The following is a 25,080-nucleotide window of genomic DNA, read 5'->3' on the forward strand; positions in this document are numbered from 1 at the left end:
GCGCCCATGAGCAGTGTTCCAGCCGTCGCCCATTCCGATGCCACGTCGCTCAAGGCGGACTACAAGGTGGCCAAAGCCAAGTCGCTGGAACGCTTCAAGCTGGCTACCAACGTCGAATCGTTGATGGGTGCGCTCGCACGCACGACCGACGAGTCGCTGCGCGGCGCATGGAACGCCTGCGACATGCCGCCCTCGCTCGCGCTGCTGGCGGTCGGCGGGTACGGGCGCGGCGAGCTCGCGCCGCATTCGGACATCGACATCCTGGTGCTGCTGCCCGATCAGCCGGTCGCTCATCTGGAAGCGCGCATCGAACGCTTTATCAGCCTCGCGTGGGATCTGGGACTGGAACTCGGCAGCAGCGTGCGCTCCGTCTCGCAGTGCCTCGAAGAGGCGGCCAACGACGTCACCGTGCGCACCTCCTTGCTGGAAGCGCGCCGCATTACGGGCAGTGCGCCGCTGTTCGACGACTTCGCGCAGCGCTATCGCGCCGCGCTGGATCCGCGAGCGTTCTTCCAGGCAAAAGTGCTGGAAATGCGCCAGCGGCACGCCAAGTTCCAGGACACGCCCTACGCGCTCGAGCCGAACATCAAGGAAAGCCCCGGCGGCCTGCGCGACCTGCAGCTGATCCTGTGGGTCACCCAGGCGGCCGGTTTCGGCAGCAGTTGGCAAGAGCTGGAAACGCGCGGCCTGATTACCGAGCGCGAAGCGCGCGAGCTGGAGCGTAACGAAGGCTTTCTGAAAGCGCTGCGCGCCCGGCTGCACGTGATTGCAGGGCGCCGCCAGGACATCCTCGTATTCGACCTGCAGACGGCCGTGGCCGAAAGCTTCGGCTACAAGCCGACCGCCACCAAGCGCGCCAGCGAACAGCTGATGCGTCGTTATTACTGGGCCGCCAAGGCGGTCACCCAGTTGGCGACGATTCTGATCCAGAACATCGAGGCGCAACTGTTCCCGAACACGAGCGGCATCACGCGCGTGTTGTCGGACCGCTTCGTCGAGAAACAGGGCATGCTGGAAATCGCCCGCGACGACGTGTTCGAGCGCGAACCGAACGCCATCCTCGAAGCCTTCCTGCTATACGAGCAGACGCCCGGCGTGAAGGGCCTGTCGGCGCGCACGCTGCGGGCAATCTACAACGCGCGCGACCTGATGGATCAGCACTGGCGCCGCGACCCGGAAAACCGGCGCCTGTTCATGGAAATCCTCAAGCAGCCCGCCGGGATCACCCACGCGCTGCGCCTGATGAACCAGACCAGCGTGCTGGGACGTTACCTGCTGAACTTCCGCCGCATTGTCGGGCAGATGCAGCACGACCTGTATCACGTCTACACGGTCGACCAGCACATCCTGATGGTGCTGCGCAACCTGCGCCGTTTTGCGGTCGCGGAGCACGCCCACGAATACCCGTTCTGCAGCCAGTTGATCGCCAACTTCGAGCGCCCATGGGTGCTGTACGTGGCCGCGCTGTTCCATGACATCGCCAAGGGCCGCGGCGGCGATCATTCGACGCTCGGCATGGCCGACACCCGCCGTTTCTGCCGCGAACACGGCATGGACAACGGCGACGGCGAACTGGCGGTGTGGCTGGTCCAGCACCATCTGACCATGAGCCAGGTCGCGCAGAAACAGGACACGAGCGATCCGGAGGTCGTCAAACGGTTTGCGGAACTGGTCGGCAACGAGCGGCACCTGACGGCGCTCTACCTGCTGACCGTCGCCGACATTCGCGGCACCAGCCCAAAGGTCTGGAACGGCTGGAAGGGCAAGCTCCTCGAAGACCTGTATCGGGCTACGCTGGCCGTGCTGGGAGGCGCGCGTCCCGACGCCCACTCCGAACTGAAGTCGCGCCAGGAAGAAGCGCTCGCGCTGCTGCGGCTCGAAACGGTGCCCGACAGCGCCCATGAGGCGCTGTGGGAGAAGCTCGACGTCGGCTACTTCCTGCGTCACGACGCGGCGGACATCGCGTGGCAAACGCGCGTGCTGTACCGCCATGTCGAAACGCCCACACCGATAGTCCGGGCTCGCCCGTCGCCGGTCGGCGAAGCGCTGCAGGTGCTGGTCTACGTCAAGGACCGCCCTGACCTGTTTGCCGGCATTTGCGCGTATTTCGACAAGAACGCGCTGTCGGTTCTCGATGCCCGCGTGAGCACGACTCGTCACGGTTACGCGCTGGACAACTTCATCGTCCAGCACACCGAAGAAGACGTGCATTATCGCGACATCGCCAATCTGGTCGAACAGGAACTGACCGCACGCCTCACGGCGGACGGCACCCTGTTGCCGGAGCCGTCGAAGGGGCGCTTGTCGCGCCTGTCGCGGACCTTCCCTGTTACGCCGCGCGTCGACCTTCGGGCTGACGACCGTGGCCAGTACTACATCCTGTCCGTGTCGGCGAACGACCGGCCAGGCCTTCTTTATTCGATCGCGCGCGTGCTGGCCGAGCACCAGGTCGGCGTCCAATCGGCGCGGATCAATACGCTCGGCGAACGCGTAGAGGACGTGTTCCTGCTGGACGGACGCGGCCTCTCGGACAACCGCCTGCAAATTCAGGTCGAAACCGAACTGCTGCGCGCGATCGCAGTGTGAGATTCCATGCGAGTCAAATTGACAGCCAAGCATCCGCGGTCGGCTTCGTCCGAACGCGCCCCTGTTCGCTCGGGCAGTACGACCGCGCGTAAGCCGACGCGCCCTGCCGGGCCGCGGCCCGCCACACCGGCCGCCGGTGAACGAGAAAGGGCACCGGCCGGCGCCGGCAAACGGCCGGCGGGCAAGCCCGCGGGCGCTGCGGGCGGCGCAAGCCGCGCGCCAAGCGGTGCGCGGCCGGCCCGCGCTGAAGGCTCGTTTTCGCGCGAACGCGATGCGGGCAGCGGCGGCGCTGCACGGCGTGCGCCGTCGGATCGGCCGCCGCGCCGCGACGAGGCAGGCGGCGCGCCGCGAAGGTTTGAGGGTGAACGTGGTGAACGTGGTGAACGTGGTGAACGTGGTGAACGTGGTGAGCGTGCGCCGCGCCGTGAAGGCTTTGCTGGTGCGCCGCGTCGCGCCGAGGGCGATCGGACTGAGCGCGCACCGCGCAGATTTGAAGGTGATCGGACCGAGCGCCCACCCCGACGCGAGGGTTTTGCGGGCGCGCCGCGCCGCGCCGAGGGCGATCGGACTGAGCGCGCACCGCGCAAATTTGAAGGCGAGCGCACCGAGCGCCCACCCCGGCGCGAAGGTTTCGCCGGCGCACCGCGCCGCGCCGAGGGCGAACGTACTGAACGCCCGCCGCGCCGCGAAGGTTTTGCGGGTGCACCTCGCCGTACCGAAGGCGATCGGACCGAACGCCCGCCGCGCCGTGAAGGCCCCGGCGGCGCGCCACGCCGCGCTGAAGGCGACCGTGGCGAGCGGCCGGCACGCTTCGCGCGCGATGACAGCTCGCGTCGTCCGGCCGCCGGTGGCCCCCGGGGCCCGCGCGGAGCAGACGACACACGCCGTCCCGGCAGCACATCCGAGCGGCCCCGCTTTGGCGCTGACCGCGCAGGCGCCGAGCCGCGCCGCACGTTCGACCGGGCGCCGCGCGACGAAAGCGCGCGGCGGGGTCCGGCCGGCGGCCGCGACGAGCGTCCGACTTCGAAGGAACGCGGCGAGCGCCCGTTCGCGTCACCCGTGAAGCGTGCCTACGGTGATCGCCCGGAGCGTGCTCCGCGCGACGATCGCGGCACGCGCGCACCTGCCGCACGCGGCTTCGGCGACCGGCCGGCGCGTGCAGAGCATGCGGAGCGCCCGGAGCGCGGCGTACGCAGCGAGCGTCCGGCCCGCGCCGACAAGGCCCCGCGCGGCGCAGCACCGGGAGCGAGACCCACCCGTTCGGAAGAATCCGCGCCGCGCCCGGCCGCCCATCGCCGCGACCACGACGACGCACCCGGCACCTTGCGCCTCTCCAAGCTGATGTCGGAGCTCGGCCTCTGCTCGCGTCGCGAAGCCGACGAATGGATCGAAAACGGCTGGGTAAAGGTCGACGGTCAAACCATCGACACCCTCGGCTCCAAGGTCCGCCCCGATCAGCGCATCGAGATCGATCCAGCAGCTCAGGCGATCCAGGCGCGCCTCGTCACGATCCTCATCAACAAACCGGTGGGCTACGTCTCGGGACAGGCTGAAGACGGCTATCAGCCCGCCGTCACGCTCGTCACGCCGGACAACCGCTGGGAAGGCGACCACTCGGACATCCGCTTCTCGGTGTCGCATCTGCGTCAGCTCGCCCCGGCGGGCCGGCTCGACATCGACTCCACCGGGCTGCTGGTACTGACCCAGGACGGCCGGATTGCCAAGCGGCTGATCGGCGGTCATTCGGAAGTCGAGAAGGAGTATCTGGTCCGCGTGACTTACGGCGAGATGACGGCCGGGATCGACCAGCACTTCCCGCTCGAAAGTCTCGAGCTGCTGCGTCACGGCCTCGAACTCGACGACGTGCCGCTCAAGCCCGCCAAAGTAAGCTGGCAGAACAGCGAGCAATTGCGCTTCGTGTTGCGCGAGGGCAAGAAGCGGCAGATTCGCCGCATGTGCGAACTGGTCGGCCTGGAAGTGGTTGGCTTGAAGCGCGTGCGGATGGGCAGCGTACCGCTTGGCGCGTTGCCGCCGGGTCAGTGGCGTTATCTGTCGGCGGATGAGTCGTTCTGATCGTGCGCACGCGTTGAGCGCCGAGGCGTAAAGCGCGGCAAGGAAGAGCCAGCCAACGTGAAAAAGCCCATGCAGATGCATGGGCTTTTTTTCTGCGGAGCACCGAGGTCGCTACTAACGCCGGCGCACACGGTCATACAACCCCTACCCGCTCAATCGTCGCTATTCGGATCCAGGTCCGGGAACAGCACTTCGGTGAAGCCGAACTTCGCAAAGTCGTTGATCCGCATCGGATACAGCTTGCCGATCAGGTGATCGCACTCGTGCTGCACGACGCGTGCGTGGAAGCCTTCGGCGACGCGATCGATCGGTTTGCCGTACTGATCGAAGCCGTGATAGCGGATCATCGAGAAACGGCTGACGGCGCCACGCAATCCCGGCACCGACAGGCAGCCTTCCCAGCCCTCTTCCATGTCCTGCGACACCGGCGTAATGGTCGGATTGATCAGGACCGTTTCCGGCACCGGCGGCGCATCCGGATAGCGTTCGTTGTGGCCGAAGCCGAAAATCACCACCTGCAGGTCGACGCCGATCTGCGGCGCAGCGAGCCCCGCGCCGTTCGCGTCGTGCATGGTTTCGAACATGTCCTGCACGAGGGCATGCAACTCGGGGGTGTCGAAATGGTCGACCGGGGCGGCGATACGCAAAAGGCGCGGATCACCCATCTTGAGAATTTCGCGGATCATGTTATCTGCCCCTCCAGGAGCTTACGCATACCATCTTCGTCGAGTACGGGGACGCCGAGTTCCTCAGCTTTGGCAAGTTTGCTGCCCGCGTCTGCCCCCGCGACCACGTAATCGGTTTTCTTCGACACCGAACCGGCCACCTTCGCGCCCGCCGCTTCGAGCATTTCCTTCGCCTCTTCACGCGCCAGAGTCGGCAAGGTGCCGGTCAGCACGACCGTCTTGCCGGCCAGCACCCCTTGCGGCGCCTTCGGCGCGGGCGGACCCTCCGTCCACGTCACCCTGCCCGGCGCCCGTAACTGCTCGATCACCGTGCGGTTGTGCTCTTCGGCGAAAAACTGATGAATCGACTCGGCCACCACCGGCCCCACGTCGTTGACTTCCAGCAGTTCTTCGAGCGTGGCGTTCATGATCGGATCAAGCGAGCCGAAGTGCCTGGCCAGGTCCTTCGCCGTCGATTCTCCAACCTGACGAATCCCGAGTGCGTAAAGGAAGCGGGCCAGCGTGGTGTGCTTGGCCTTCTCGAGCGAGTCCAGCAGGTTCTGCGCGGACTTTTCAGCGAAGCGGTCGAGTTCGGCGAGCGTCCCAAAGCCAAGGTTGAACAGGTCGGCCGGCGTGCGCACCAGGTTCAGTTCGACCAGTTGGTCGATGATCTTTTCGCCGAGCCCGTCGATGTCGAGCGCGCGGCGCTGCGCGAAGTGCCACAGTGCCTGCTTGCGCTGGGCCGGACAGAACAGGCCGCCGGTGCAACGGGCAATGGCTTCATCAGGCAGGCGTTCGATGGCCGAGCCGCACACCGGGCACTGCGTGGGCATCACGAACTCGCTGGCATCCGCCGGGCGGCGTTCCATGAGCGCGCTCACCACCTCGGGGATCACGTCGCCGGCCCGCCGCACGATCACCGTATCGCCAATGCGGATGTCCTTGCGCCGCACCTCGTCCTCGTTGTGCAGCGTGGCATTCGTCACAGTTGCACCGCCGACGAACACCGGCTCGAGACGCGCCACAGGTGTGATCGCACCGGTGCGGCCAACCTGCACGTCGATCGCCAGCAGCTTCGTCAGCGCTTCCTGCGCCGGGAATTTATGCGCCAGCGCGAAGCGCGGCGCGCGCGACACGAAGCCGAGCGCGTCCTGCTCTTCGCGGGCGTTGACCTTGTACACCACGCCGTCGATGTCATACGGCAGCGCGTCGCGCTTCTCACCCACCGCGCGGAAGAACCCCAGCAGCCCTTCAGCGCCCTCTACCACCGCCCGCTCGCCATTGACCGGCAAGCCCAACTCGGCATACCAGTCGAGCAACGCGCTGTGGGTTGCCGGCATCGGCTCGCCATCGAGCACGCCAATGCCGTAAGCGAAGAACGACAACGGACGCTGCGCCGTGATCTTCGGATCGAGCTGGCGCAAGCTGCCGGCCGCCGCGTTGCGCGGGTTCGCAAATTCCTTGAGCCCTGCCGTGCGCTGCCGTTCGTTCATGCGGTCGAAATCGCGCTTGAACATCAGGACTTCGCCGCGCACGTCCAGTTGCTTCGGCACGCGCTTGCCCTTGAGCGTGAGCGGAATGGAGCGGATCGTGCGGACATTCTCCGTGACGTCTTCGCCCGTGGCGCCGTCGCCGCGCGTGGAGGCCTGCACGAAGCGGCCGTCCACATAGCGCAGCGAAATAGCCAGTCCGTCGAACTTGAGTTCGCACGCGTAGCTGACCGGCGTTTTGCCGAGCGCGTCGGCCACGCGCTTGTCGAACGCGGCGATATCTTCGTCGGCAAAACCGTTGTTCAACGACAGCATGGGCTGGTCGTGCACCACCGGATTGAAGCCGCTCGCGACCTCGCCGCCGACGCGCTGGGTAGGCGAGTCCGGTGTGATCAGATCCGGGTGTTCCGTTTCGATCTGTTGCAGCTCCTTGAAGAGCTTGTCGTATTCCGCGTCCGGCAGGTCCGGCTGGTCGAGTACGTAGTACGCGTGGTTCGCGCGTTCGAGTTCCGCGCGCAACCACACGGCACGTTCCGCCGGGGCGCTGCTTGCAGGGTTGGGGACACTAGTTCGAGCCATGCTATCGGAAGATTCGCCGGTGAAATTCAGACCTCAGATTATCGCAGGAACCGCCTGCCGTGGACATTGGCCGGATGGCCAGTTTCGTGCGCCTTCTCACCCACCCATGCCGTCGATCCTGGCCGAACGGCTAACGTCCCCCGCGCCGCATTGACACGCCTGCGGCGCGATGCGACCGTAAGCGGGTAAGCAAGACGCCGCACCGGCCCACTCAACACAGGAACGAGCATGCGCAATCTGACAACGGCAATCAGACATAGCCTCAACCGGCTGGCTTCGCTCGCCATGACGTTCTGCGCTCTGCTGAGCCTCCTGCACGCAGCGCCCGCCTGCGCGCTGGAACAGGTGGTCAGCGTGGCCGTGGCCGACAACGCGTCGATCGCCTATCTGCTGACGCAAAAGGACGGCAGTCACCCCGACTGGATCCTCGTGATGTTCGCCGGTGGCGACGGCGACCTGCAACTTGCGCAGGCTAGCGACGGCGCCATCAGCCTGCGTCTGAAGAACAATTTTCTCGTACGGGCACGCACGCTGATCGTCGACGACCGCTTTGCGACTGCACTCGTCGACGCCCCGTCCGACCAGCCCAGCGGCTACTCGGACGCGTTTCGCGCGTCGCCGCGGCATGCTCAGGATGTGGCCCGCGTCGCGGCCGACCTGCGCACCCGCTTCCCGGCGGCCAGGCTGGTGCTCGTCGGCACGAGCCGCGGCACGATTTCCTCGGCGTTCCTTGGACGGGCGCTGCCCGATACCTGGGACGCCGTGATCCACACGTCGACGCTAAGCACGCCGTCACGAGGTCAGGCGCTGCCGCTGGCCGGCTTCAACTACGGCGAGATCCATGCGCGGCAGCTCTTCGTTCATCACGTCGACGACGGCTGTTTTCTCTGTTCGTTCAGCGCGGCGAAGCGTATCGCGGAGGACGGCCACGATCTGATCGCGGTCAGCGGAGGAAGCGCGCGCGGCAACCCATGCGAGGCGATGGGGCATCACGGTTTTTATGGTCAGGATGAAGCGGTGGTGGCCGCGCTGAAGGCGTGGATCAGCGGTGCGGACTGGCCGAAGGAGGTGAGTTGATTGAGGCGCAGTTGCTGTGCAACGACGCCTCCTGGGGGAATATCCGCCACACACGCGGCGCCGCTGCTGCATCAGACGGCGAGGCACGCGTCGCGCGGCAGTGGCAGTGGCAGTGGCAGTGGCAGTGGCAGTGGCAGTGGCAGTGGCAGTGGCAACAGTAGCCCCAGTGGCCGCAGCCTACTGGCTAAACAACCGCCGCGTAGCCGGCGAGCCGGCCGGAATCCCCGCCTGCTCGAGTTTCGCGTACAAGGTCATCAGTTGCTTCTCGATCGCCAGCAGCGCGGTCTCCGGCAACGGACGACGGCCATCGTCCACCACCCGGCCGCCAATCCGCTCGGACAGCGACTTCGCGTAGTCGCACATCAAACGGAACGGCAGGATGTCTTCGTCGGCCACCGGCACGTCGAGCACCAGCGTGATCATCTGGCCGCCCTTATACGTGAGGTCGTCGCGCAGGAAATTGGTATCGCCGAACTGCAGCATGAACACCGGGCTCTGCTTCGCGTCGAGCTTCACGAAGCGGGTGCCGTCGCGCGAGAGCAGCAGGCCGTCCTGCGAGGCCACGGCCTGCACGTAGTTGGCCGACCACGGCGCGCCATCGGACAAGACGTTGATCGACAGTTGCGCGTCGCACTGGGCGGCGAAACCGTCCAGTTCACGCGCCATCGCCACCGTCTCCATCATGTCGGGGAATTCGGGCGCTGCGTCGATCGCATCGGCGAACTGCTGCACGCCGGTGACGAACTCGGAGAACTCCAGTTCGTTGAGCGGTCCGCTGCGGTTGGCCAGTTGCGCCGCGGCGCGCAGTTCTTCGTAGCGCACGCCGTTCTGCAGCAGTTCCCAGGCGCCGCCGCCTTCCGGCTTGCCTTCGATGTGCACCGGCTTGCTGCCTGCACGGCGCAGACGCTGCGCCAGCGGAATCACCTTGTCGCCCGCCAGCGGGCCGGCGAGGCGAATCGGCACGATGCAATCGATGCGCCGGTCCACAATGGCCGGCGGTGCCGAGGAGATCGTGGTCGCAGCGGGCAGGATCGGCTCGACCGGGTCGTCGACGCCGCCTGCAGCAGCCTCGCCCCCCGCCTCGGGGAAACCGTTCGGCGTCGTCGTCTCGGCCTGGATATCCGCCGGCGTATCGAGCGGCGCTGCCGTGCCGAAGGTGGGTTCGACGCGCGATCCGCTATCGCCCGCATCGTCGGACACAGGCTCGCGCCGCTGAGTGGGTCTGGCCGGTTCGATGAACGGGCTTTGTTCTTCCTGATCGTCCCGTGCAAAGGCTTCGGCGGTGTCGGCCGGCATTGGCCGCGGCATGCGGCGGCGCACTTTCGCGCCCTGCCATGCGTTGTACACCACCACGCCCCCGACCACCACGGCACCCGCGCCGATCAAACCGAGTGTCAACTCGTCCATGCATGCTCCATCAGCAATTCTTCTGTTTGCGCGGCGCCACGAGGTCTGCGCCGCGCGGCAACGAAGCCGCAGCGGGGGCGCAGACCGGCGCCGTCCGAACTCAAACGATATTCTGGGCGAAACCCGCGGCCGTTTCCATGTCGACCGCGACGATCCGCGACACGCCCTGCTCCTGCATCGTCACGCCGATCAGTTGCTGGGCCATTTCCATCGCGATCTTGTTGTGCGAAATGAACAGGAACTGGGTCTTGTCCGACATCGCACGCACGAGATTGGCAAAGCGCTCCGTGTTGGCGTCGTCGAGCGGCGCGTCCACTTCGTCGAGCAGACAGAACGGCGCAGGATTCAGCTGGAACATCGCGAACACCAGCGCGGTCGCGGTCAGCGCTTTCTCGCCGCCCGACAGCAGGTGAATCGTCGAATTCTTCTTGCCCGGCGGTTGGGCCATCACCTGCACGCCGGCATCGAGAATTTCGTCGCCGGTCATGATCAGCTTTGCCTGACCGCCGCCGAAGAGACGCGGGAACAGTTCGCCGAAGTGCTGGTTCACCTGATCGAAGGTCCCCTGCAGCAGCGTGCGGGTTTCCTGGTCGATCTTGTGGATCGCGTCTTCGAGCGTTTCGATCGCGCTGTTCAGATCGGCCGACTGCGCATCGAGGAAACTCTTGCGCTCGGTGGCGGCCTTCAGTTCGTCCAGCGCGGCCATGTTGACCGGACCGAGCGCGGCGATGGCGTTGTTCAACCGCGTTACTTCGCCTTGCAGGTAAGACGGCTTCATATCGGGCGTCAGTCGGGCCTGCAATTCGGCCTCGTCGACACCCGCTGCGGCGAGCTGTTCGATGAACTGTTCCGCGTTCAGGCGCGCGGCCTGTTCCTTCAGCTGCAGTTCGGTGATGCGGTCGCGCAGCGGCTGCAGCGCGCGCTCGGCAGTGAGACGCGTCTCGTCGAGAGCGCGCAGCTTGACGGTCAGGTCGTCGAGTTCGAGACGTGCGGCATGCAGCGCCTCTTCCTTGACCGCGCGAATTTCGAGCGCGCCCTGCAGACCCGTATGCGCCGTCTGCTCGTTGATCGTTTCGAGCTCGGCGCGCGCGTCTTCCAGCGAGGCCGCCACGCGCTCGCTCTGCTCGTGTGCGACCTGGATGCTGCGTTTCAGCTCGTCGATGCGGTTCGCCATGTTGCGCGCGGCAAAGCGCGCGTCGGTGGCGCCCCGGTCGAGATCGCGCGACTGTGCGCGCGCGGCGGTCAGTTCTTCGTCGAAGGCTTCGAAAGCCAACTGGTTGTCTTCGAAACGCGCCTGCAACTCGGCCAGCTCCGCGTCGTGACGTTCGAAGTTCGCCTCCGAGTCGCCGCGCAGCGCGCGCTGCTCGTCGATCTGGCCGGTGATTTCCTCGAGTTCCTCGCGGATCTGCGTGCTGCGCTGCATGTAGCGCTCATGCGCCTGGGTGAGCTTGAGCACATCCATCTGCAACGCGTGCACGCGCTGGGTTGCACGCTCGGCTTGCTGGCGCACGTCCGTCAAGGTCTGCGAGGCCTGCGTATGAGCGGCCTCGGCGCGAATCGCCGCGGACTTGGCTTCATCCGCGAGCAGCGCCTGGGCGCGCACCTGGCGCGTCAGGTTCTCGATTTCCTGCTGACGCGCCAGCATGCCGGCCTGCTCCGAATCGGCGGCGTACAACTGCACGCCGACCCGCGTCACCACGTGGCCGGCCTTGACGACAAACGAACCGCCCTCGGGCAGTTGCGAGCGCATCGCCAGCGCCTGGGCCAGATCGTCGGCCACGAAGGCGAGGCCGAGCCAATCGTTCAGGACTGCGCGCAAACCGGCGTCGTCGATGCGCACCAGCGACAGCAGCGGGCGCAGCGTAGAAGCATTCGCCACCGGCGCAGCCGCCAGCGGCGGTGCATAAAACGCGAGCTTGGCGGGCGGCGCATCGGTAGCGAACGCCTTGACCCAGTCGAGATTCGACACTTCGAGCGCCGCGAGCCGCTCGCGCAGCACGGCTTCGAGGGCGGTTTCCCAACCGGCTTCGACATGCAGCTTCTTCCACAGACGCGGCAGGCTGTTCAGCTCGTGCTTCTCGAGCCAGGGCTGGATCTTGCCTTCGGTCTGGACGTTTTCCTGCAACTGCTTGAGGGCCGCGAGCCGCGCGTCAAGCTGATGAATCTGCGCGGTTTCCGCCTGCACGCGTTCCTGCGCGCTGCGCCGTTCGCCATCGAGACGCGGCAGCGTCTCCTGGGCATCGGCGAGGCGCGTTTGCGCGTCGTGCAGAATCTCTTCGTTTTCGGCCAGCTGCATGCGCAGCTCTTCGAGCTGGGCTTCATTGGGCGCGTCGAGACCGCCCGCTTCCGACTTCAACCGCTCATGACGCTGCTGCAACTGCTGCAGTTGCTGGTCGGCGTTGCGCTGGTGGGCCGCTTCGAGCTTGAGCGCCTGCTCGGTCTGGGCAATGCCGCCGCGCTCTTCGTTCAGTTGCGTCTGCGCATCGCGCCAGCGCGCTTCGAGCGCCGGCATGGCGTCGTGCTTCGCCGCGGCTTCGTCTTCGGCAAGGGCGGCTTTCTCTTCCGCTACGGCCAGTTGTTCTTCGGCGTCTTCGAGATCGCCTTGCGCCTTCTGCGCCTGCGAGAGCCACTGCTCGCGCTGCGCGGTCAGCGCGGCAATCTGCGCCTGCACGCGGTTGCGCGACTCGACGATGAACTTGATCTCGGCTTCGAGGCGGCTGACTTCGGCGTTCGCTTCATAGAGCGCGCCTTGCGCGCCCTGCATGGCGTCGCTCGCCGAGTAGTGCGCGACCCGCAGCGTCTCCAGTTGCGCTTCGACTTCGCGCAGCTTCGCGGTGTGCGCTTCGAGGTCGATCTGCGCCTGTTCGATGGCGCGTTGCTGGCGTTCCTGCTCGCCGCCGGCTTCGTTCTTGCGCAGCAGCCACAACAGGCGCTGCTTCATTTCGCCGTCGGCCTGCAGCTCCTTGAATCTGGTCGCGACGACGGCCTGGCCTTCGAGCTTTTCCAGGTTCGTCGAGAGTTCGCGGACGATGTCTTCCACCCGCGTCAGATTCTCGCGCGTGTCGTGCAGGCGGCTCTCGGTTTCGCGGCGGCGTTCCTTGTACTTCGACACCCCGGCGGCTTCTTCGAGAAACACCCGCAGCTCTTCCGGCTTCGCCTCGATCAGGCGGGCGATCATGCCCTGTCCGATGATGGCGTAGGCGCGCGGCCCGAGGCCGGTGCCGAGGAAGATGTCCTGAATGTCGCGGCGGCGCGCCGGCAGGTTGTTGATGTAGTAGCTCGAAGTGCCGTCGCGCGTCAGCACGCGCTTGACGGCGATTTCGGCATACTGCCCCCACTGGCCGGCGGCGCGGCCGTCGGCGTTGTCGAACACGAGTTCGACGCTGGCGCGGCTACCCGGCTTGCGCGCGGTGGAGCCGTTGAAGATCACGTCCTGCATCGACTCGCCGCGCAGCTCGGAGGCGCGCGATTCGCCGAGCACCCAGCGCACGGCGTCGATGATGTTGGACTTGCCGCAACCATTGGGACCGACCACGCCGACAAGCTGGCCCGGAACCTGGAAATGCGTGGGATCGACGAATGACTTGAAGCCAGCGAGTTTGATCGAGGTCAGACGCACGGCGATATCGCTGATTGAAAAGGGAAAATAAAGGTGGACCGCAAGGGCCGCGCGAGCCGTTCGCCGCTACGGCGAAACGACCCCTGCCAGCCCCGCGATACGGACGCCGCACACGCCCCGCAAGGCGCGCATCGGCAAGCAGGGGCAATCATACCATCGCCCGTGAGCCATTCTGGCGCTCAGGCGGCCGATTGATGCGCCGCCCCGCTTCCGGACTGGCTGCGCGTGCGATGCACCCAGCTCGACAGCGCGGACGCCAGCACGATGCACGCGCCGCCCGTCCATTCGCGCGGGCCGGGCATCTCGCCGGCAAAAAGCCACGCGGAGAGCGCCGTCACCACGATCTCGAACAGCATGATGATCGACGCCCGGTTGGCCGGAATGCGCGCCACGCCGTATTGCACCAGCATATTGTTCGACGCCAGCAGGAAACCGAGGCCCATGACCAGTAGCGCCGCCGTGCCGAGATGCGCGCCGGTGGGCGGGTTGGGCATTGCTTCGAATAGCGACGCACAGGCGCCGAAGATCGCCGCGCCGCCGAAAATCGTCGCCGTGCGCATTTCCGCCTTCATCTCGGGCAGATCCCGGCTCGTCTTCAGGATCAACACGTTGCTCATGGCGAAGCCCATGCCACCCACCAGCCCGCCCCACTCGGCCAGACTGGCCGGCACCGGCAAGCCGATCTGCGGCGACCAGAGCATCGCCATGGCGCCCGCCAGCGACAGCGCCGCGAGCGCGGCGCCCGTCCACGTCAGGCGTTCATGCAGAATGAAATGCGCGAACAGCGCGGTCCATGCCGGGGTGAGATAGAAGAGCAGCAGGACGCGCATCACCTGGCCGTGGATCGAGCCCCACACGAAGCCGAGATTGGTGACCCCGGCCGCCAGCGCCAGGGCGGGCAGCAGCCAGTGCCAGCGCACCGTGCGGATGGCGCGGTGGCGCACCAGCAGCACGAACAGGCAGCCGGCGCCGCTCGTCAGCGCGCTCGCGGCCGTGCCGGTCACGCCGAGCGCGGCCAGCATGCGCAACGGATACCAGATCATGCCCCACACCGACGCGCCCAGCATGATGGCGAGCGTCGGCCAGCTCGTGCGGATCCAGTTGTTCATCGAGCCGTTCATGACCGGGCGCTCCTGTTCCTGCGCGCGCCGGCCCGCCGTGCTGCAAGACCCGTTTTGCCCTCAACTCCCCACTGCATTGCCTCTCCTGTTCTATTTGCGCCGGCCTTTTCACCCCGGCCGCTTCCCGCTTGCGACACCGGCCACGGCCAGGCCGCCGCGGCCATCCTGACCTGCGCCGCGCTGCAAGGGCCCGGCCCGCGCGGCCTTGCGCCACGCTATAATCGTCGGTCCGCTGCTGGTGCCCGTTCTTTCACCGTACCACCGTGATTGTCGCCACCGCGCGTGTCCGTCACCTGTCTCCGCCCGTCTTCGATCAGGCCCGATCCGCCAAGTGAACCCGCTACTCGACTCCCTCCAGACCTATCCCTTCGAAAAGCTACGCGCGCTTTTCAAGGATGTCACGCCGCCCGCCGCCCTGCCGCACATCAGCTTCGGCATTGGCGAGCCGAAACACCCTACGCCGGCGCTGATCCGCGACGCGGTGATCGCTTCGCTCGGCGGCCTGGCAACGTATCCCGCCACGCTGGGCTCGGCGGCGCTGCGCGAGTCGATTGCAAGCTGGGTCACGAAGCGCTACCACCTGCCGCCGGTCGATCCGGCCACCGAGGTGTTGCCGGTCGCCGGCTCGCGCGAGGCGCTGTTCGCGCTCGCGCAGACCGTGATCGACCCCAAACGTAACGCTGCGGGCGAGCCCGCGATCGTACTCTGCCCGAACCCGTTCTACCAGATCTACGAAGGTGCGGCCCTGCTGGCCGGCGCCGAGCCGTACTTCGCCAATAGCGATCCGGCGCGCAATTTCGCCTGCGATTACGCGGCGATTCCCACCGACATCTGGGCGCGCACGCAACTGCTGTATGTCTGCTCGCCGGGCAATCCGACCGGCGCCGTGCTGACGCTGGAAGACTGGCGCGAACTGTTCGCGCTGTCCGACCGCTATGGTTTCGTGATCGCCTCCGACGAGTGCTACTCGGAAATCTATTTCGACGAGACGAAGCCGCCGCTCGGCGCGCTCGAAGCGGCTCACCGGCTCGGCCGCAACTTCGAGCGGCTGGTGATGCTCTCGAGCCTGTCGAAGCGCTCGAACGTACCCGGCATGCGCTCGGGCTTCGTGGCGGGCGACCCGGCCATCCTCAAGCAGTTCCTGCTGTACCGGACCTACCACGGCGCCGCCTTGTCGACGGTGTATCAGGCTGCGAGCATCGCGGCCTGGAACGACGAGACGCATGTGCTCGAAAACCGCGCCAAGTACGTGCAGAAGTTTGCCACCGTCACGCCGATGCTCGCCGAGGTACTCGACGTGCGTCTGCCCGATGCCGCCTTTTATCTCTGGGCCGACGTGTCGCGCACGGGCCTGTCGGATACCGAGTTCGCCCAGCGCCTCTACGCCGACTATAATGTGACGGTTCTGCCGGGCTCGTATCTCGCGCGCACTGCGCACGACACGAACCCCGGTCGCAATTTCGTGCGCCTCGCGCTCGTCGCCGATGTCGACGAGTGTACCGAGGGCGCCCAGCGGATCGTCGACTTTTGCCGGGGCCTCAAGCGCTGAGCGCGTCCGGCGCGCCGTCGCGCTGCTTCCAGCCGCAATTCCATTTCTCATCCATTCTCGCCACTACTTACGAATATGTCGCAACAACTTCAGCAGATCATCGATAACGCCTGGGAAAACCGCGCAGAGCTGTCGCCGAAGGCCGCTCCGGCCGACGTGCGTGAGGCCGTCGCACACGCCATCGAACAGCTCGACAAGGGTGTTTTGCGCGTCGCCGAAAAGAAGGACGGCGACTGGGTTGTCAATCAATGGCTGAAGAAAGCGGTGCTGCTGTCGTTCCGCCTCGAAGACAACGCGCCGATGCCGGCCGGCGGCTACTCGCAGTTCTACGACAAGGTGCCGTCGAAGTTCGCCAACTACACCGCTGCAGACTTCGCCGCCGGCGGCTTCCGCGTGGTACCGCCCGCCATCGCGCGCCGCGGTTCGTTCATCGCGAAGAACGTCGTGCTGATGCCGTCGTACACCAACATCGGCGCATACGTCGACGAAGGCACGATGGTCGACACGTGGGCCACCGTCGGCTCGTGCGCGCAGATCGGCAAGAACGTCCACCTGTCGGGCGGCGTGGGCATCGGCGGCGTGCTGGAGCCGCTGCAGGCCAACCCGGTCATCATTGAAGACAACTGCTTCATCGGGGCGCGCTCGGAAGTCGTGGAAGGTGTGATCGTCGAAGAGAACTCGGTGATCTCGATGGGCGTGTATCTCGGCCAGAGCACCAAGATTTACGACCGCGAAACCGGCGAAGTGACGTATGGCCGCATCCCGGCGGGTTCGGTGGTGGTGGCCGGCAACCTGCCGTCGAAGGACGGCTCGCATAGCCTCTACTGCGCGGTGATCGTCAAGAAGGTCGACGCGAAAACGCGCGCCAAGGTCGGGCTCAACGAGCTGCTGCGAGGCGACTGATGGCACGCGCCAACAAGACCGTCGTCTACGGCATCCCGAACTGCGACACCGTGAAGAAGGCCCGTGTGTGGCTGGAAGAACACGGCGTCGAGTTCGAGTTTCACGATTTCAAGAAGGCCGGCGTCACGGCGCCGCTCGTGCAGGACTGGCTCAAGGACGTCAAGCTCGACGCCTTGCTGAACCGCCGCGGCACGACCTGGCGCGGCCTGTCCGACGACATGAAAGCCGCCGCGGATACCGAGTCGGGTGCGATCGCGCTGATGATCCACAAGCCTTCGGTGATCAAGCGGCCCGTCGTGGTGGTCAATGGGCGCGTCAAGACGCTCGGCTTTTCGGTTGAAGAGTACGAGACGTTGTTCGCCTGAACGTCGCTCCTGACCGCGTTGCCCGCTTCGCCGGGCATGTGCCGGGATCGGGCGGTCGAGGAACGCGTTGAACGCGGCGCCGGTGCCGGGTGGTAACAATGGCCCCGGCGCCGTGTGCGCAAGAAGCTGTTGCCGGCTGCGGCGATTCACCTGCAGCCGGCATTTTTTCATTTCAAAGTGGCTTGTACTGAATCCATGTCCGGCACCCTTGCCCTTACCGAACAACTGATCGCGCGCGCGTCCGTCACGCCTGACGACCAGCATTGCCAGCGCATCCTGATCGAACGCCTCGCAGCGCTCGGCTTCGAGTGCGAGACCATCGAATCGCACGGCGTCACCAACCTGTGGGCCGTCAAGCGCGGCGTCGACGGCACGCGCGGCAAGCTGCTCGTGTTCGCCGGCCACACCGACGTGGTGCCGACCGGCCCGCTCGAGCAATGGAGTTCGCCGCCGTTCGAGCCCACCCATCGCGACGGCATGCTGTACGGACGCGGCGCAGCCGACATGAAGACCTCGATTGCGGGCTTCGTGGTGGCGAGCGAAGAGTTCGTCGCGGCCCATCCGGCCCATCGCGGCTCGATCGCCTTCCTGATCACGAGCGACGAAGAAGGTCCCGCCACCGACGGCACCGTGAAGGTGGTCGAAGCGCTGAAGGCGCGCGGCGAGCGGCTCGACTACTGCATCGTCGGCGAACCGACTTCGAGCGCGCAGTTCGGCGACATGGTGAAAAACGGCCGGCGCGGCTCGATGTCCGGCAAGCTCACCGTCAAAGGCGTGCAAGGCCACATCGCCTATCCGCATCTGGCGAAGAACCCGGTGCATCTGCTGGCGCCCGCGTTGGCCGAACTCGTGGCCGAACGCTGGGACGACGGCAACGAATACTTCCCGCCCACCACCTGGCAGGTGTCGAACATGCACAGCGGCACCGGCGCGAGCAACGTGATTCCGGGCCACGCGGACGTCATGTTCAATTTCCGCTTTTCGACAGCGAGCACGGTCGAAGGTCTGCAAAGCCGCGTGCATGCGATTCTCGACAGGCACGGCCTCGAATACGATCTGCAGTGGTCGGTGAGCGGCCTGCCGTTTCTCACGCCGCGCGGCGACCTGTCGAACGCGCTTGCCCAGGCGATCAAGGACGAAACCGGCGTGACGACCGAACTGTCGACCACCGGCGGCACCTCCGACGGCCGCTTCATTGCGCGCATCTGCGAACAGGTGGTCGAATTCGGCCCGCTGAACGCCACCATTCACAAGATCGACGAGCATATCGACGTCACCCATATCGAGCCGCTCAAGAACGTGTACCGCCGCGTGCTCGAACAACTGGTCGCATAACCCAAGCCCGCCAAGGACACCCCCGCGATGACGCTCCCGTTTTCCACCGTCCGCGACCTGCTGCGTTTCGCAGTGACGCGCTTTAACCAGGCCGAACTGTCGTTCGGCCATGTCTCGGCCAACGCTTACGACGAAGCCGCTTACCTGGTGCTGCATACGCTGCATCTGCCGCTGGACCTGCTCGAGCCGTTTCTCGATGCGAAGCTGACCGCGGCGGAAGTCGACGCGGTGCTGAGCGTGATCGAGCGCCGCGCCACCGAGCGCGTGCCGGCGGCCTACATCACGCAGGAAGCGTGGATGCACGGCTTCCACTTTTACGTCGACGAACGCGTGATCGTGCCGCGCTCGTTCATTGGCGAACTGCTGCAGGACGGTCTGCAGCCGTACGTCGAAGATCCCGAGCAGGTCGGTGCGGTGCTCGAACTGTGCACCGGTTCCGGCTGCCTCGCGATCCTCGCGGCGCATGCGTTTCCGAATGCGGATATCGATGCGGTCGACCTCTCGAAGCCGGCGCTCGAAGTCGCGACGCGCAACGTCGACGAGTACAAGCTCGACGAGCGCATTGCGCTGTTCGAAGGCGACCTGTTCACGCCGCTGCCCGAACGCCGCTACGACGTGATCATCACCAATCCGCCGTACGTCAATGCGGACTCGATGGCCTCGCTGCCCGCCGAGTACCGGCACGAGCCGGAGATGGCGCTGGCGGGCGGCGCGGACGGCATGGACATCGTGCGCCGGATCATTTCGCAGGCGCGCAACTGGCTGACCGACGACGGCGTGCTGGTGGTCGAAATCGGCAACGAGCGCGCGAATGTCGAAGCCGCGTTTGGCGGTCTCGATCTCGTGTGGCTGTCCACCAGCGCGGGTGACGACAATGTGTTCCTGATTCAGGCGGCTGATCTGCCGAGCTGATCCGGCGGTCTGATTCGCCGGACTGAAGTATCCGAGGCGCCGCTGGCTGCCGGTACGCCTTTTCCCCCGTTGCCCCTGCAACGAAATGCAAAGAATCTGCCGAACCCGACCGCAACGCGAACGGGTTCGGTAAGATGAGCGCGATTGACTTCTTTGCCGTCACACCGGGCGGTGGGGAAGCGCATCAAAAAATCCTTCGCGCGCCTATGCAATTCGACTTGCTTCATATCGCCCCGCTCGTTGCTCTCGCCCATCTGCTCGGCGTGATCGCGGCGTGCCATGCCATTCTGAATACGCGCACCTCCCAGGGCGCGGTCGCATGGGCGGTATCGTTAGTGGCTATGCCTTATCTGACGCTGGTGCCGTATCTGTTCCTCGGCCGCAGCAAGTTCCAGGGTTACGCCGACGCGCGCCGTCTCGAGAACGAATCGCTGCGCACGCAAGCGCATCCTCACGCATGGGACGAGCACGACTCTTCGGCCGGCTACCCTACCGACGCGCTTGGCCACCAGCTCGTGCGCTCCCTCACGCATCTGGGCGGCATGCCGTTCCTGCCGGGTAATTCGGTGCGCACGCTGGTGAACGGCGAAGCCACCTTCGCCGCGATCCTCGAAGCGATCGACCAGGCACGCAGCTACATCATCGTGCAGTTCTTTATCGTGCGCGACGACGCGCTCGGCGAGATGCTCAAGGACGCGCTGCTTGCCAAAGCCGCGCAAGGCGTGCGCATCTATTTCCTCTACGACAGCATCGGCAGCTTCGATCTGCCGCATCGTTACGTGACGACCTTGCGGGCAGCCGGCGTGGAGGTGCATCCGTTCGCCACCCATCGCCGCTTCGTCAACCGCTTCCAGCTCAACTTCCGCAATCACCGCAAGATTGTTTCGGTGGATGGCGAGCGGGCGTTTGTCGGCGGCCATAACGTCGGCGTGGAGTATCTCGGCGCCAAGCCACCGCTCTCGCCGTGGCGCGATACGCATATCGAAGTGCGCGGGCCGGTGATCGCCAGCATCCAGTTCGTGTTCACCGAGGACTGGTACTGGGCCACCCAGACCCTGCCGTCGTTCGAGATGCCCGCCTACGAACCGAACGGCGAGGGCATGCATTGCATCGTCATGCCGACGGGCCCGGCCGACAAGCAGGAAACCTGTTCGCTGTTCTTCGTCGAAGCGATCAACGCGGCGCGCGAACGCATCTGGATCACCACGCCGTATCTCGTCCCCGACGAAGCGGTGTTTGCCGCGCTGCGTCTTGCGGTGCTGCGCGGCGTGGACGTGCGCATCCTGATTCCGAGCCGGCGCGACCATTACGTGGTGTTCGAAGCATCGAAGCTCTACGCCTACGACTCCGTGCGCGCGGGCATCCGGATCTTCCGCTACCGGCCGGGTTTCCTGCATCAGAAGGTTGTGCTGATCGACAACGTGGCCGCCGCCGTGGGCAGCGCCAATCTCGACAACCGTTCGTTCCGCCTGAACTTCGAGATCATGGTGCTGACCGTGGACCGCGGCTTTGCCGCCGAGGTCGAAGCGATGCTGTTAAGCGACTTCGCGCAAGCGTACGAGATCGACCGCAGCGAGTATCGTCAGGCACCGGCGTTCCGGCGCGTGACCATGCATGTGGCCAGGTTGTTTGCGCCGATTCTCTAGGCGCGCGGCTCAGAGCAGCTTCTCGATCTCGCCGGTAATCGCATCAGGCTTCGTCACCGGCGCGTAGCGCTTGACCACCGTGCCGTCGCGCGCCACCAGAAACTTGGTGAAGTTCCACTTGATGCCCTCGAGCCCCAGCAGCCCCGGTGCTTCGCCGGTCAGATAGCGGTACAGCGGATGCGCATTCGCACCGTTCACATCGATCTTCTCGAACATCGGAAAGCTCACGCCGAAGTTCTTCTCGCAGAAGCTGCCGATCTGCGTCGCGTCGCCCGGTTCCTGCTTGCCGAACTGGTTGCACGGAAACCCGAGCACGACGAAGTCACGCCCCGCATAGGCTTCGTACAGCTTCTGCAGGCCGGCGTATTGCGGAGTGAAGCCACATTCGCTCGCCGTGTTGACAATCAGCAGCACCTTGCCCCGATACTGTTCCAGGCTGACTTCCTCACCGCCGAGCGTGCGCGCCGAGAACGAATAGATCGATGTCATAGGTTGTCTCCGGTCCCATGCAACATGTTTGACGAAAGGCGTCAGTCTAAGCGAAAAGCTCCCGCGGCACAGTTGGCCGAACGGCCAATCCCGCGCGCACCGCTCCCCGGTCTAAAATAGCGTTTTTTCCAAGCCGGCCTCCTCTTTGTGATCCGCTTTAACCAGTTCAGTCTCGCGCGCGGCACCAAGCCGCTCTTCGAACACACCACCTTCACCCTGAACCCCGGCGAGAAAGCCGGGCTGGTCGGGGCGAACGGCGCGGGCAAGTCGACCCTGTTTGCCGTGCTGCTCGGCGAACTGCACGCGGACGCCGGCGATTTCTCAATGCCGCCGTCCTGGCAGATCGCCCACGTGGCACAGGAAACCCCCGCCGTCGACAAAACGGCGCTCGCCTACACGCTCGACGGCGACGCCGCGTTGCGCGCCATCGAGGCAGCCATTGCAGCGGCCTCGGCCGCGCACGACGGCGCCGCGGAGGGCGAAGCCCACGCCGCCTTTGCCGACGCCGACGGCTACACCGCCCCCGCGCGCGCCGAAGCGCTGCTGCTGGGTCTCGGCTTCACGCTCGAACAGACCCGCCTGCCCGTGGCCAGCTTCTCCGGCGGCTGGCGCATGCGCCTGAATCTCGCCCAGGCGCTGATGTGCCGCTCCGACCTGCTGCTGCTCGACGAGCCGACCAACCACCTGGACCTCGACGCCATCGTCTGGCTCGAAGACTGGCTGCACCGCTATCCGGGCACGCTGATCGTGATCTCGCACGACCGCGAATTTCTCGATTCGATCTGCAACGTCACGCTGCATCTGGAGCACCAGCAGATCAAACGTTACGGCGGCAATTATTCGCAGTTCGAAATCCTGCGTGCGCAGCAGATCGCGCTGCAGCAGAGCGCCTATGAAAAGCAGCAGCGCACGGTCGAACATCTGCAAAGCTACATCAACCGTTTCAAGGCGCAGGCCACCAAGGCACGCCAGGCGCAGAGCCGGGTGAAGGCGCTCGAAAAGATGGAGCTGATCGCGCCCGCGCATGCGTCGTCGCCCTTCACGTTCGAGTTCCGCACGCCGGATTCCGCACCGAACCCGATGATGGTGATGGAAAGCGTGCGCTGCGGCTATCGCAACGAAGGCGGCGAAATCCCGATCGTCGAGCACGTCAACCTGTCGATCCAGAACGGTCAGCGCATCGGTCTGCTCGGTGCGAACGGCCAGGGCAAATCCACCCTCATCAAGACGCTCGCCGGCACGCTCGAGGCGCTCGGCGGCGATGTCCGCGAAGGCAAGGGGCTGCGCATCGGCTACTTCGCGCAGCATCAACTCGAAACATTGCGCCCGCAAGACTCGGCGCTGCAGCATCTGGCGCGGCTCGCGCCCGACACGCGCGAGCAGGAATTGCGCGACTTCCTCGGCGGCTTCAACTTCTCCGGGGAGATGGCAACGGCGGCGATCGCACCGTTTTCGGGCGGCGAAAAAGCGCGCCTCGCGCTTGCGCTGGTGATCTGGCAAAAGCCGAACCTGCTGCTGCTCGACGAGCCGACCAACCACCTGGATCTGGAAACCCGGCACGCGTTGACCATGGCGCTCGCCCAGTTCGAAGGCACGCTGATTCTCGTCTCGCACGACCGCCATCTGTTGCGCGCCACCACCGATCAATTCATGCTGGTGGCCAAACACAGGCTGCAACCGTTCGACGGCGACCTCGACGACTATCGCGACTGGCTGCTGCAGCACGCCGCCGAACAGCGTGCGGCGCTGAAGGCGGCGAGCGCAGGCAACGCGGCCGGCAACGCAACGAACGGCGGCAATAACGGCAACGTCGAAGACAGCGCGGCAAGTCGCAAGGAACAGCGCCGTCAGGACGCCGAAACACGCCAGAAACTGTCGCACCTGAAGAAGCCGCTGCAAAGCCGCATCAGCAAGATCGAAAAGGAAATGGACGCGTTGAACGCGGAAAAGGCGACGCTCGATACGTTCGTCGCCGATCCGGCCAGTTACGATCCGGAACAGAAGACCCGCCTCACGGAGGCGATCCGCCGTCAGGCGGACGTGAATGCGCGTCTCGAAGCACTCGAGGCCGAATGGCTCGACACGCACGAGGAGCTTGAGCAAATCGGTTAGCGTCGCCGGGTGAAGGCCGGCCCCGCGTTTTCTACCTACGAGAGAGAGGTTGGCTTTGACGTCTCCCGCTGCATTGCAAGGCCTGCGCGTACTCGATCTGACGCGCCTGTTGCCCGGCCCCGTCGCGGCCCTGCGCCTCGCGGAACTGGGCGCGGACGTGCTGAAGATCGAAGCGCCCGGCGCCGGCGACCCCACGCGCACGATGCTGCAGGCATCGAGCGATCGGGTTGCCGGCCGCCCCGGCGCCTTCTACCGGATGGTCAACCGCGGCAAGCGCGAGACGCGGCTCGATCTCAAGTCAGAAGCGGGACGCACCGTGCTGCGTGCGCTCGCACGGGAAGCCGACGTGCTGATCGAGAGCTTCCGGCCGGGCGTGATGGAGCGGCTCGGCATCGGCTACGAAACGCTGAGCGCGCTCAATCCGAAACTCGTCTACTGCGCGATCAGCGGCTATGGTTCGACCGGTCCCTTCGCCGGTCACGCCGGACACGACCTGAACTACATCGCCTACGCGGGCGTGCTCGAACAACTGGCGAGCCGCGACGGCACGCCGGTCCTGCCGAACTTCCAGATTGCCGACCTGCTGGGCGGCGCCGCGAGCGCGGTTTCGCAGATTCTCGCCGCGCTGTGGTGCGTGGCGCGCGGCGGCAACGGCCGCTTCGTCGACGTCTCGATGACGCACAGCAGCCACGCGAACAACTTCCTCGCCCAGGTCTCGCTCGCCAACGACGGCGCCGCGCCGCAGGCCGGCGCCGGCCTGCTGAACGGCGGCGTCGCCTGCTACAACCTGTACCGCACGAAAGACGGGCGCTGGCTCGCGGTCGCGGCGCTCGAACTCAAGTTCTGGGAAACGCTGTGCCACGCGCTCGACCGCCCGGAGTGGGCGTTCCGCCACTGGAGCGTCGGCCAGGCCATCGGCGGTCCGGACGCGCTCGCGCTGATCCAGGACCTCGCCGGCCTGATCGCAAGCCGGTCGCTGGAAGATTGGGTACGTTTGCTGGAGCCGCTCGATTGCTGTGTTTCGCCGGTGCTGACGGCCGCCGAAGCGGCACAGCATCCGCTTTTCAATCCGGAGACGGAGACAGATAGCGAGGCGCAGACCAGCGCGAGCGAATCACCGGATGAGGCCGGCGGGCTGCCGCAGTAGAAGCC

General features: G+C 65.8%; 18 protein-coding genes. 12 read left to right on the forward strand and 6 right to left on the reverse strand.

What is annotated here, in order from left to right; all coding sequences use genetic code 11:
• Nucleotides 1-6: 6 nt before the first annotated feature.
• The 3 genes from BUS12_RS23080 to BUS12_RS39820 all read left to right on the forward strand — a co-directional run bounded on the left by BUS12_RS23080 (nt 7) and on the right by BUS12_RS39820 (nt 4,659).
• Nucleotides 7-2,586, forward strand: a complete 2,580-nt coding sequence (locus BUS12_RS23080; protein ID WP_074299638.1) for a [protein-PII] uridylyltransferase — start codon at nt 7-9, stop codon at nt 2,584-2,586.
• A 136-nt stretch (nt 2,587-2,722) separates the two neighbouring features.
• Nucleotides 2,723-3,649: a hypothetical protein gene (locus BUS12_RS39815; RefSeq protein WP_367117654.1), complete on the forward strand. Its 927-nt coding sequence runs from the start codon at nt 2,723-2,725 to the stop codon at nt 3,647-3,649.
• Nucleotides 3,646-4,659 (forward strand): pseudouridine synthase, encoded by a 1,014-nt coding sequence (locus BUS12_RS39820; protein ID WP_367117655.1) that lies wholly within the window; start codon nt 3,646-3,648, stop codon nt 4,657-4,659. The genes BUS12_RS39815 and BUS12_RS39820 overlap by 4 nt, the downstream gene beginning before the upstream one ends.
• A 152-nt stretch (nt 4,660-4,811) precedes the next feature.
• Here BUS12_RS39820 and def read toward each other — a convergent pair whose 3' ends face one another.
• Both def and ligA read right to left on the reverse strand, forming a co-directional pair.
• Complete coding sequence (def, locus tag BUS12_RS23090) at nt 4,812-5,345, reverse strand: peptide deformylase (protein ID WP_074299642.1); 534 nt, start codon at nt 5,343-5,345, stop codon at nt 4,812-4,814.
• Complete coding sequence (gene ligA / locus BUS12_RS23095) at nt 5,342-7,393, reverse strand: NAD-dependent DNA ligase LigA (protein WP_074299644.1); 2,052 nt, start codon at nt 7,391-7,393, stop codon at nt 5,342-5,344. Before ligA ends, def begins: the two co-directional genes overlap by 4 nt.
• Before the next feature lie 228 nt (nt 7,394-7,621).
• On the opposite strand from ligA, the gene BUS12_RS23100 reads away from it, so the two are divergent.
• Nucleotides 7,622-8,470 (forward strand): hypothetical protein, encoded by an 849-nt coding sequence (locus BUS12_RS23100; RefSeq protein ID WP_253190193.1) that lies wholly within the window; start codon nt 7,622-7,624, stop codon nt 8,468-8,470.
• 177 nt (nt 8,471-8,647) lie between these two features.
• Here BUS12_RS23100 and BUS12_RS23105 read toward each other — a convergent pair whose 3' ends face one another.
• The 3 genes from BUS12_RS23105 to BUS12_RS23115 form a co-directional block, all read right to left on the reverse strand.
• Nucleotides 8,648-9,877, reverse strand: a complete 1,230-nt coding sequence (locus BUS12_RS23105) for a cell division protein ZipA C-terminal FtsZ-binding domain-containing protein (protein ID WP_074299646.1) — start codon at nt 9,875-9,877, stop codon at nt 8,648-8,650.
• A gap of 100 nt (nt 9,878-9,977) precedes the next feature.
• Nucleotides 9,978-13,496 carry a chromosome segregation protein SMC gene (gene smc / locus BUS12_RS23110; RefSeq protein WP_074299648.1) on the reverse strand — a complete coding sequence of 1,173 codons (3,519 nt, stop codon included), beginning with the start codon at nt 13,494-13,496 and terminating at the stop codon, nt 9,978-9,980.
• Nucleotides 13,497-13,675: 179 nt separating this feature from the next.
• On the reverse strand, nt 13,676-14,605 hold the full coding sequence (locus BUS12_RS23115; RefSeq protein WP_083640729.1) for a DMT family transporter: 930 nt from the start codon (nt 14,603-14,605) through the stop codon (nt 13,676-13,678).
• Between the two features lie 343 nt (nt 14,606-14,948).
• Between BUS12_RS23115 and dapC the strand changes: the two genes are divergently transcribed.
• From dapC to cls, 6 genes are all read left to right on the forward strand, one after another.
• A complete protein-coding gene (gene dapC / locus BUS12_RS23120) occupies nt 14,949-16,166 on the forward strand; it encodes a succinyldiaminopimelate transaminase (protein WP_074299650.1) in 1,218 nt (405 codons plus the stop codon).
• Nucleotides 16,167-16,241: 75 nt separating this feature from the next.
• Complete coding sequence (gene dapD / locus BUS12_RS23125) at nt 16,242-17,069, forward strand: 2,3,4,5-tetrahydropyridine-2,6-dicarboxylate N-succinyltransferase (RefSeq protein WP_074299652.1); 828 nt, start codon at nt 16,242-16,244, stop codon at nt 17,067-17,069.
• Nucleotides 17,069-17,434, forward strand: coding sequence for an ArsC family reductase (locus tag BUS12_RS23130; RefSeq protein ID WP_074299654.1), 366 nt, complete (start codon nt 17,069-17,071; stop codon nt 17,432-17,434). Before dapD ends, BUS12_RS23130 begins: the two co-directional genes overlap by 1 nt.
• A gap of 195 nt (nt 17,435-17,629) precedes the next feature.
• A complete protein-coding gene (gene dapE / locus BUS12_RS23135) occupies nt 17,630-18,769 on the forward strand; it encodes a succinyl-diaminopimelate desuccinylase (RefSeq protein ID WP_074301657.1) in 1,140 nt (379 codons plus the stop codon).
• Between the two features lie 27 nt (nt 18,770-18,796).
• Nucleotides 18,797-19,681 (forward strand): 50S ribosomal protein L3 N(5)-glutamine methyltransferase, encoded by an 885-nt coding sequence (gene prmB, locus BUS12_RS23140; protein WP_074299655.1) that lies wholly within the window; start codon nt 18,797-18,799, stop codon nt 19,679-19,681.
• A gap of 206 nt (nt 19,682-19,887) precedes the next feature.
• Nucleotides 19,888-21,327, forward strand: a complete 1,440-nt coding sequence (gene cls / locus BUS12_RS23145) for a cardiolipin synthase (protein WP_074301658.1) — start codon at nt 19,888-19,890, stop codon at nt 21,325-21,327.
• Nucleotides 21,328-21,336: 9 nt separating this feature from the next.
• Here cls and BUS12_RS23150 read toward each other — a convergent pair whose 3' ends face one another.
• Entirely contained in the window at nt 21,337-21,816 is a 480-nt protein-coding gene (locus tag BUS12_RS23150) for a glutathione peroxidase (RefSeq protein WP_074299657.1), read from the reverse strand.
• A 147-nt stretch (nt 21,817-21,963) separates the two neighbouring features.
• On the opposite strand from BUS12_RS23150, the gene BUS12_RS23155 reads away from it, so the two are divergent.
• Together BUS12_RS23155 and BUS12_RS23160 are read left to right on the forward strand one after the other, a co-directional pair.
• Complete coding sequence (locus BUS12_RS23155; RefSeq protein WP_074299659.1) at nt 21,964-23,928, forward strand: ATP-binding cassette domain-containing protein; 1,965 nt, start codon at nt 21,964-21,966, stop codon at nt 23,926-23,928.
• A 73-nt stretch (nt 23,929-24,001) separates the two neighbouring features.
• Nucleotides 24,002-25,075 carry a CaiB/BaiF CoA transferase family protein gene (locus tag BUS12_RS23160; RefSeq protein WP_074299661.1) on the forward strand — a complete coding sequence of 358 codons (1,074 nt, stop codon included), beginning with the start codon at nt 24,002-24,004 and terminating at the stop codon, nt 25,073-25,075.
• Nucleotides 25,076-25,080: the final 5 nt, after the last annotated feature.

Origin of the sequence: Paraburkholderia phenazinium (assembly GCF_900142845.1) — a bacterium.
Classification (GTDB): domain Bacteria; phylum Pseudomonadota; class Gammaproteobacteria; order Burkholderiales; family Burkholderiaceae; genus Paraburkholderia; species Paraburkholderia phenazinium_A.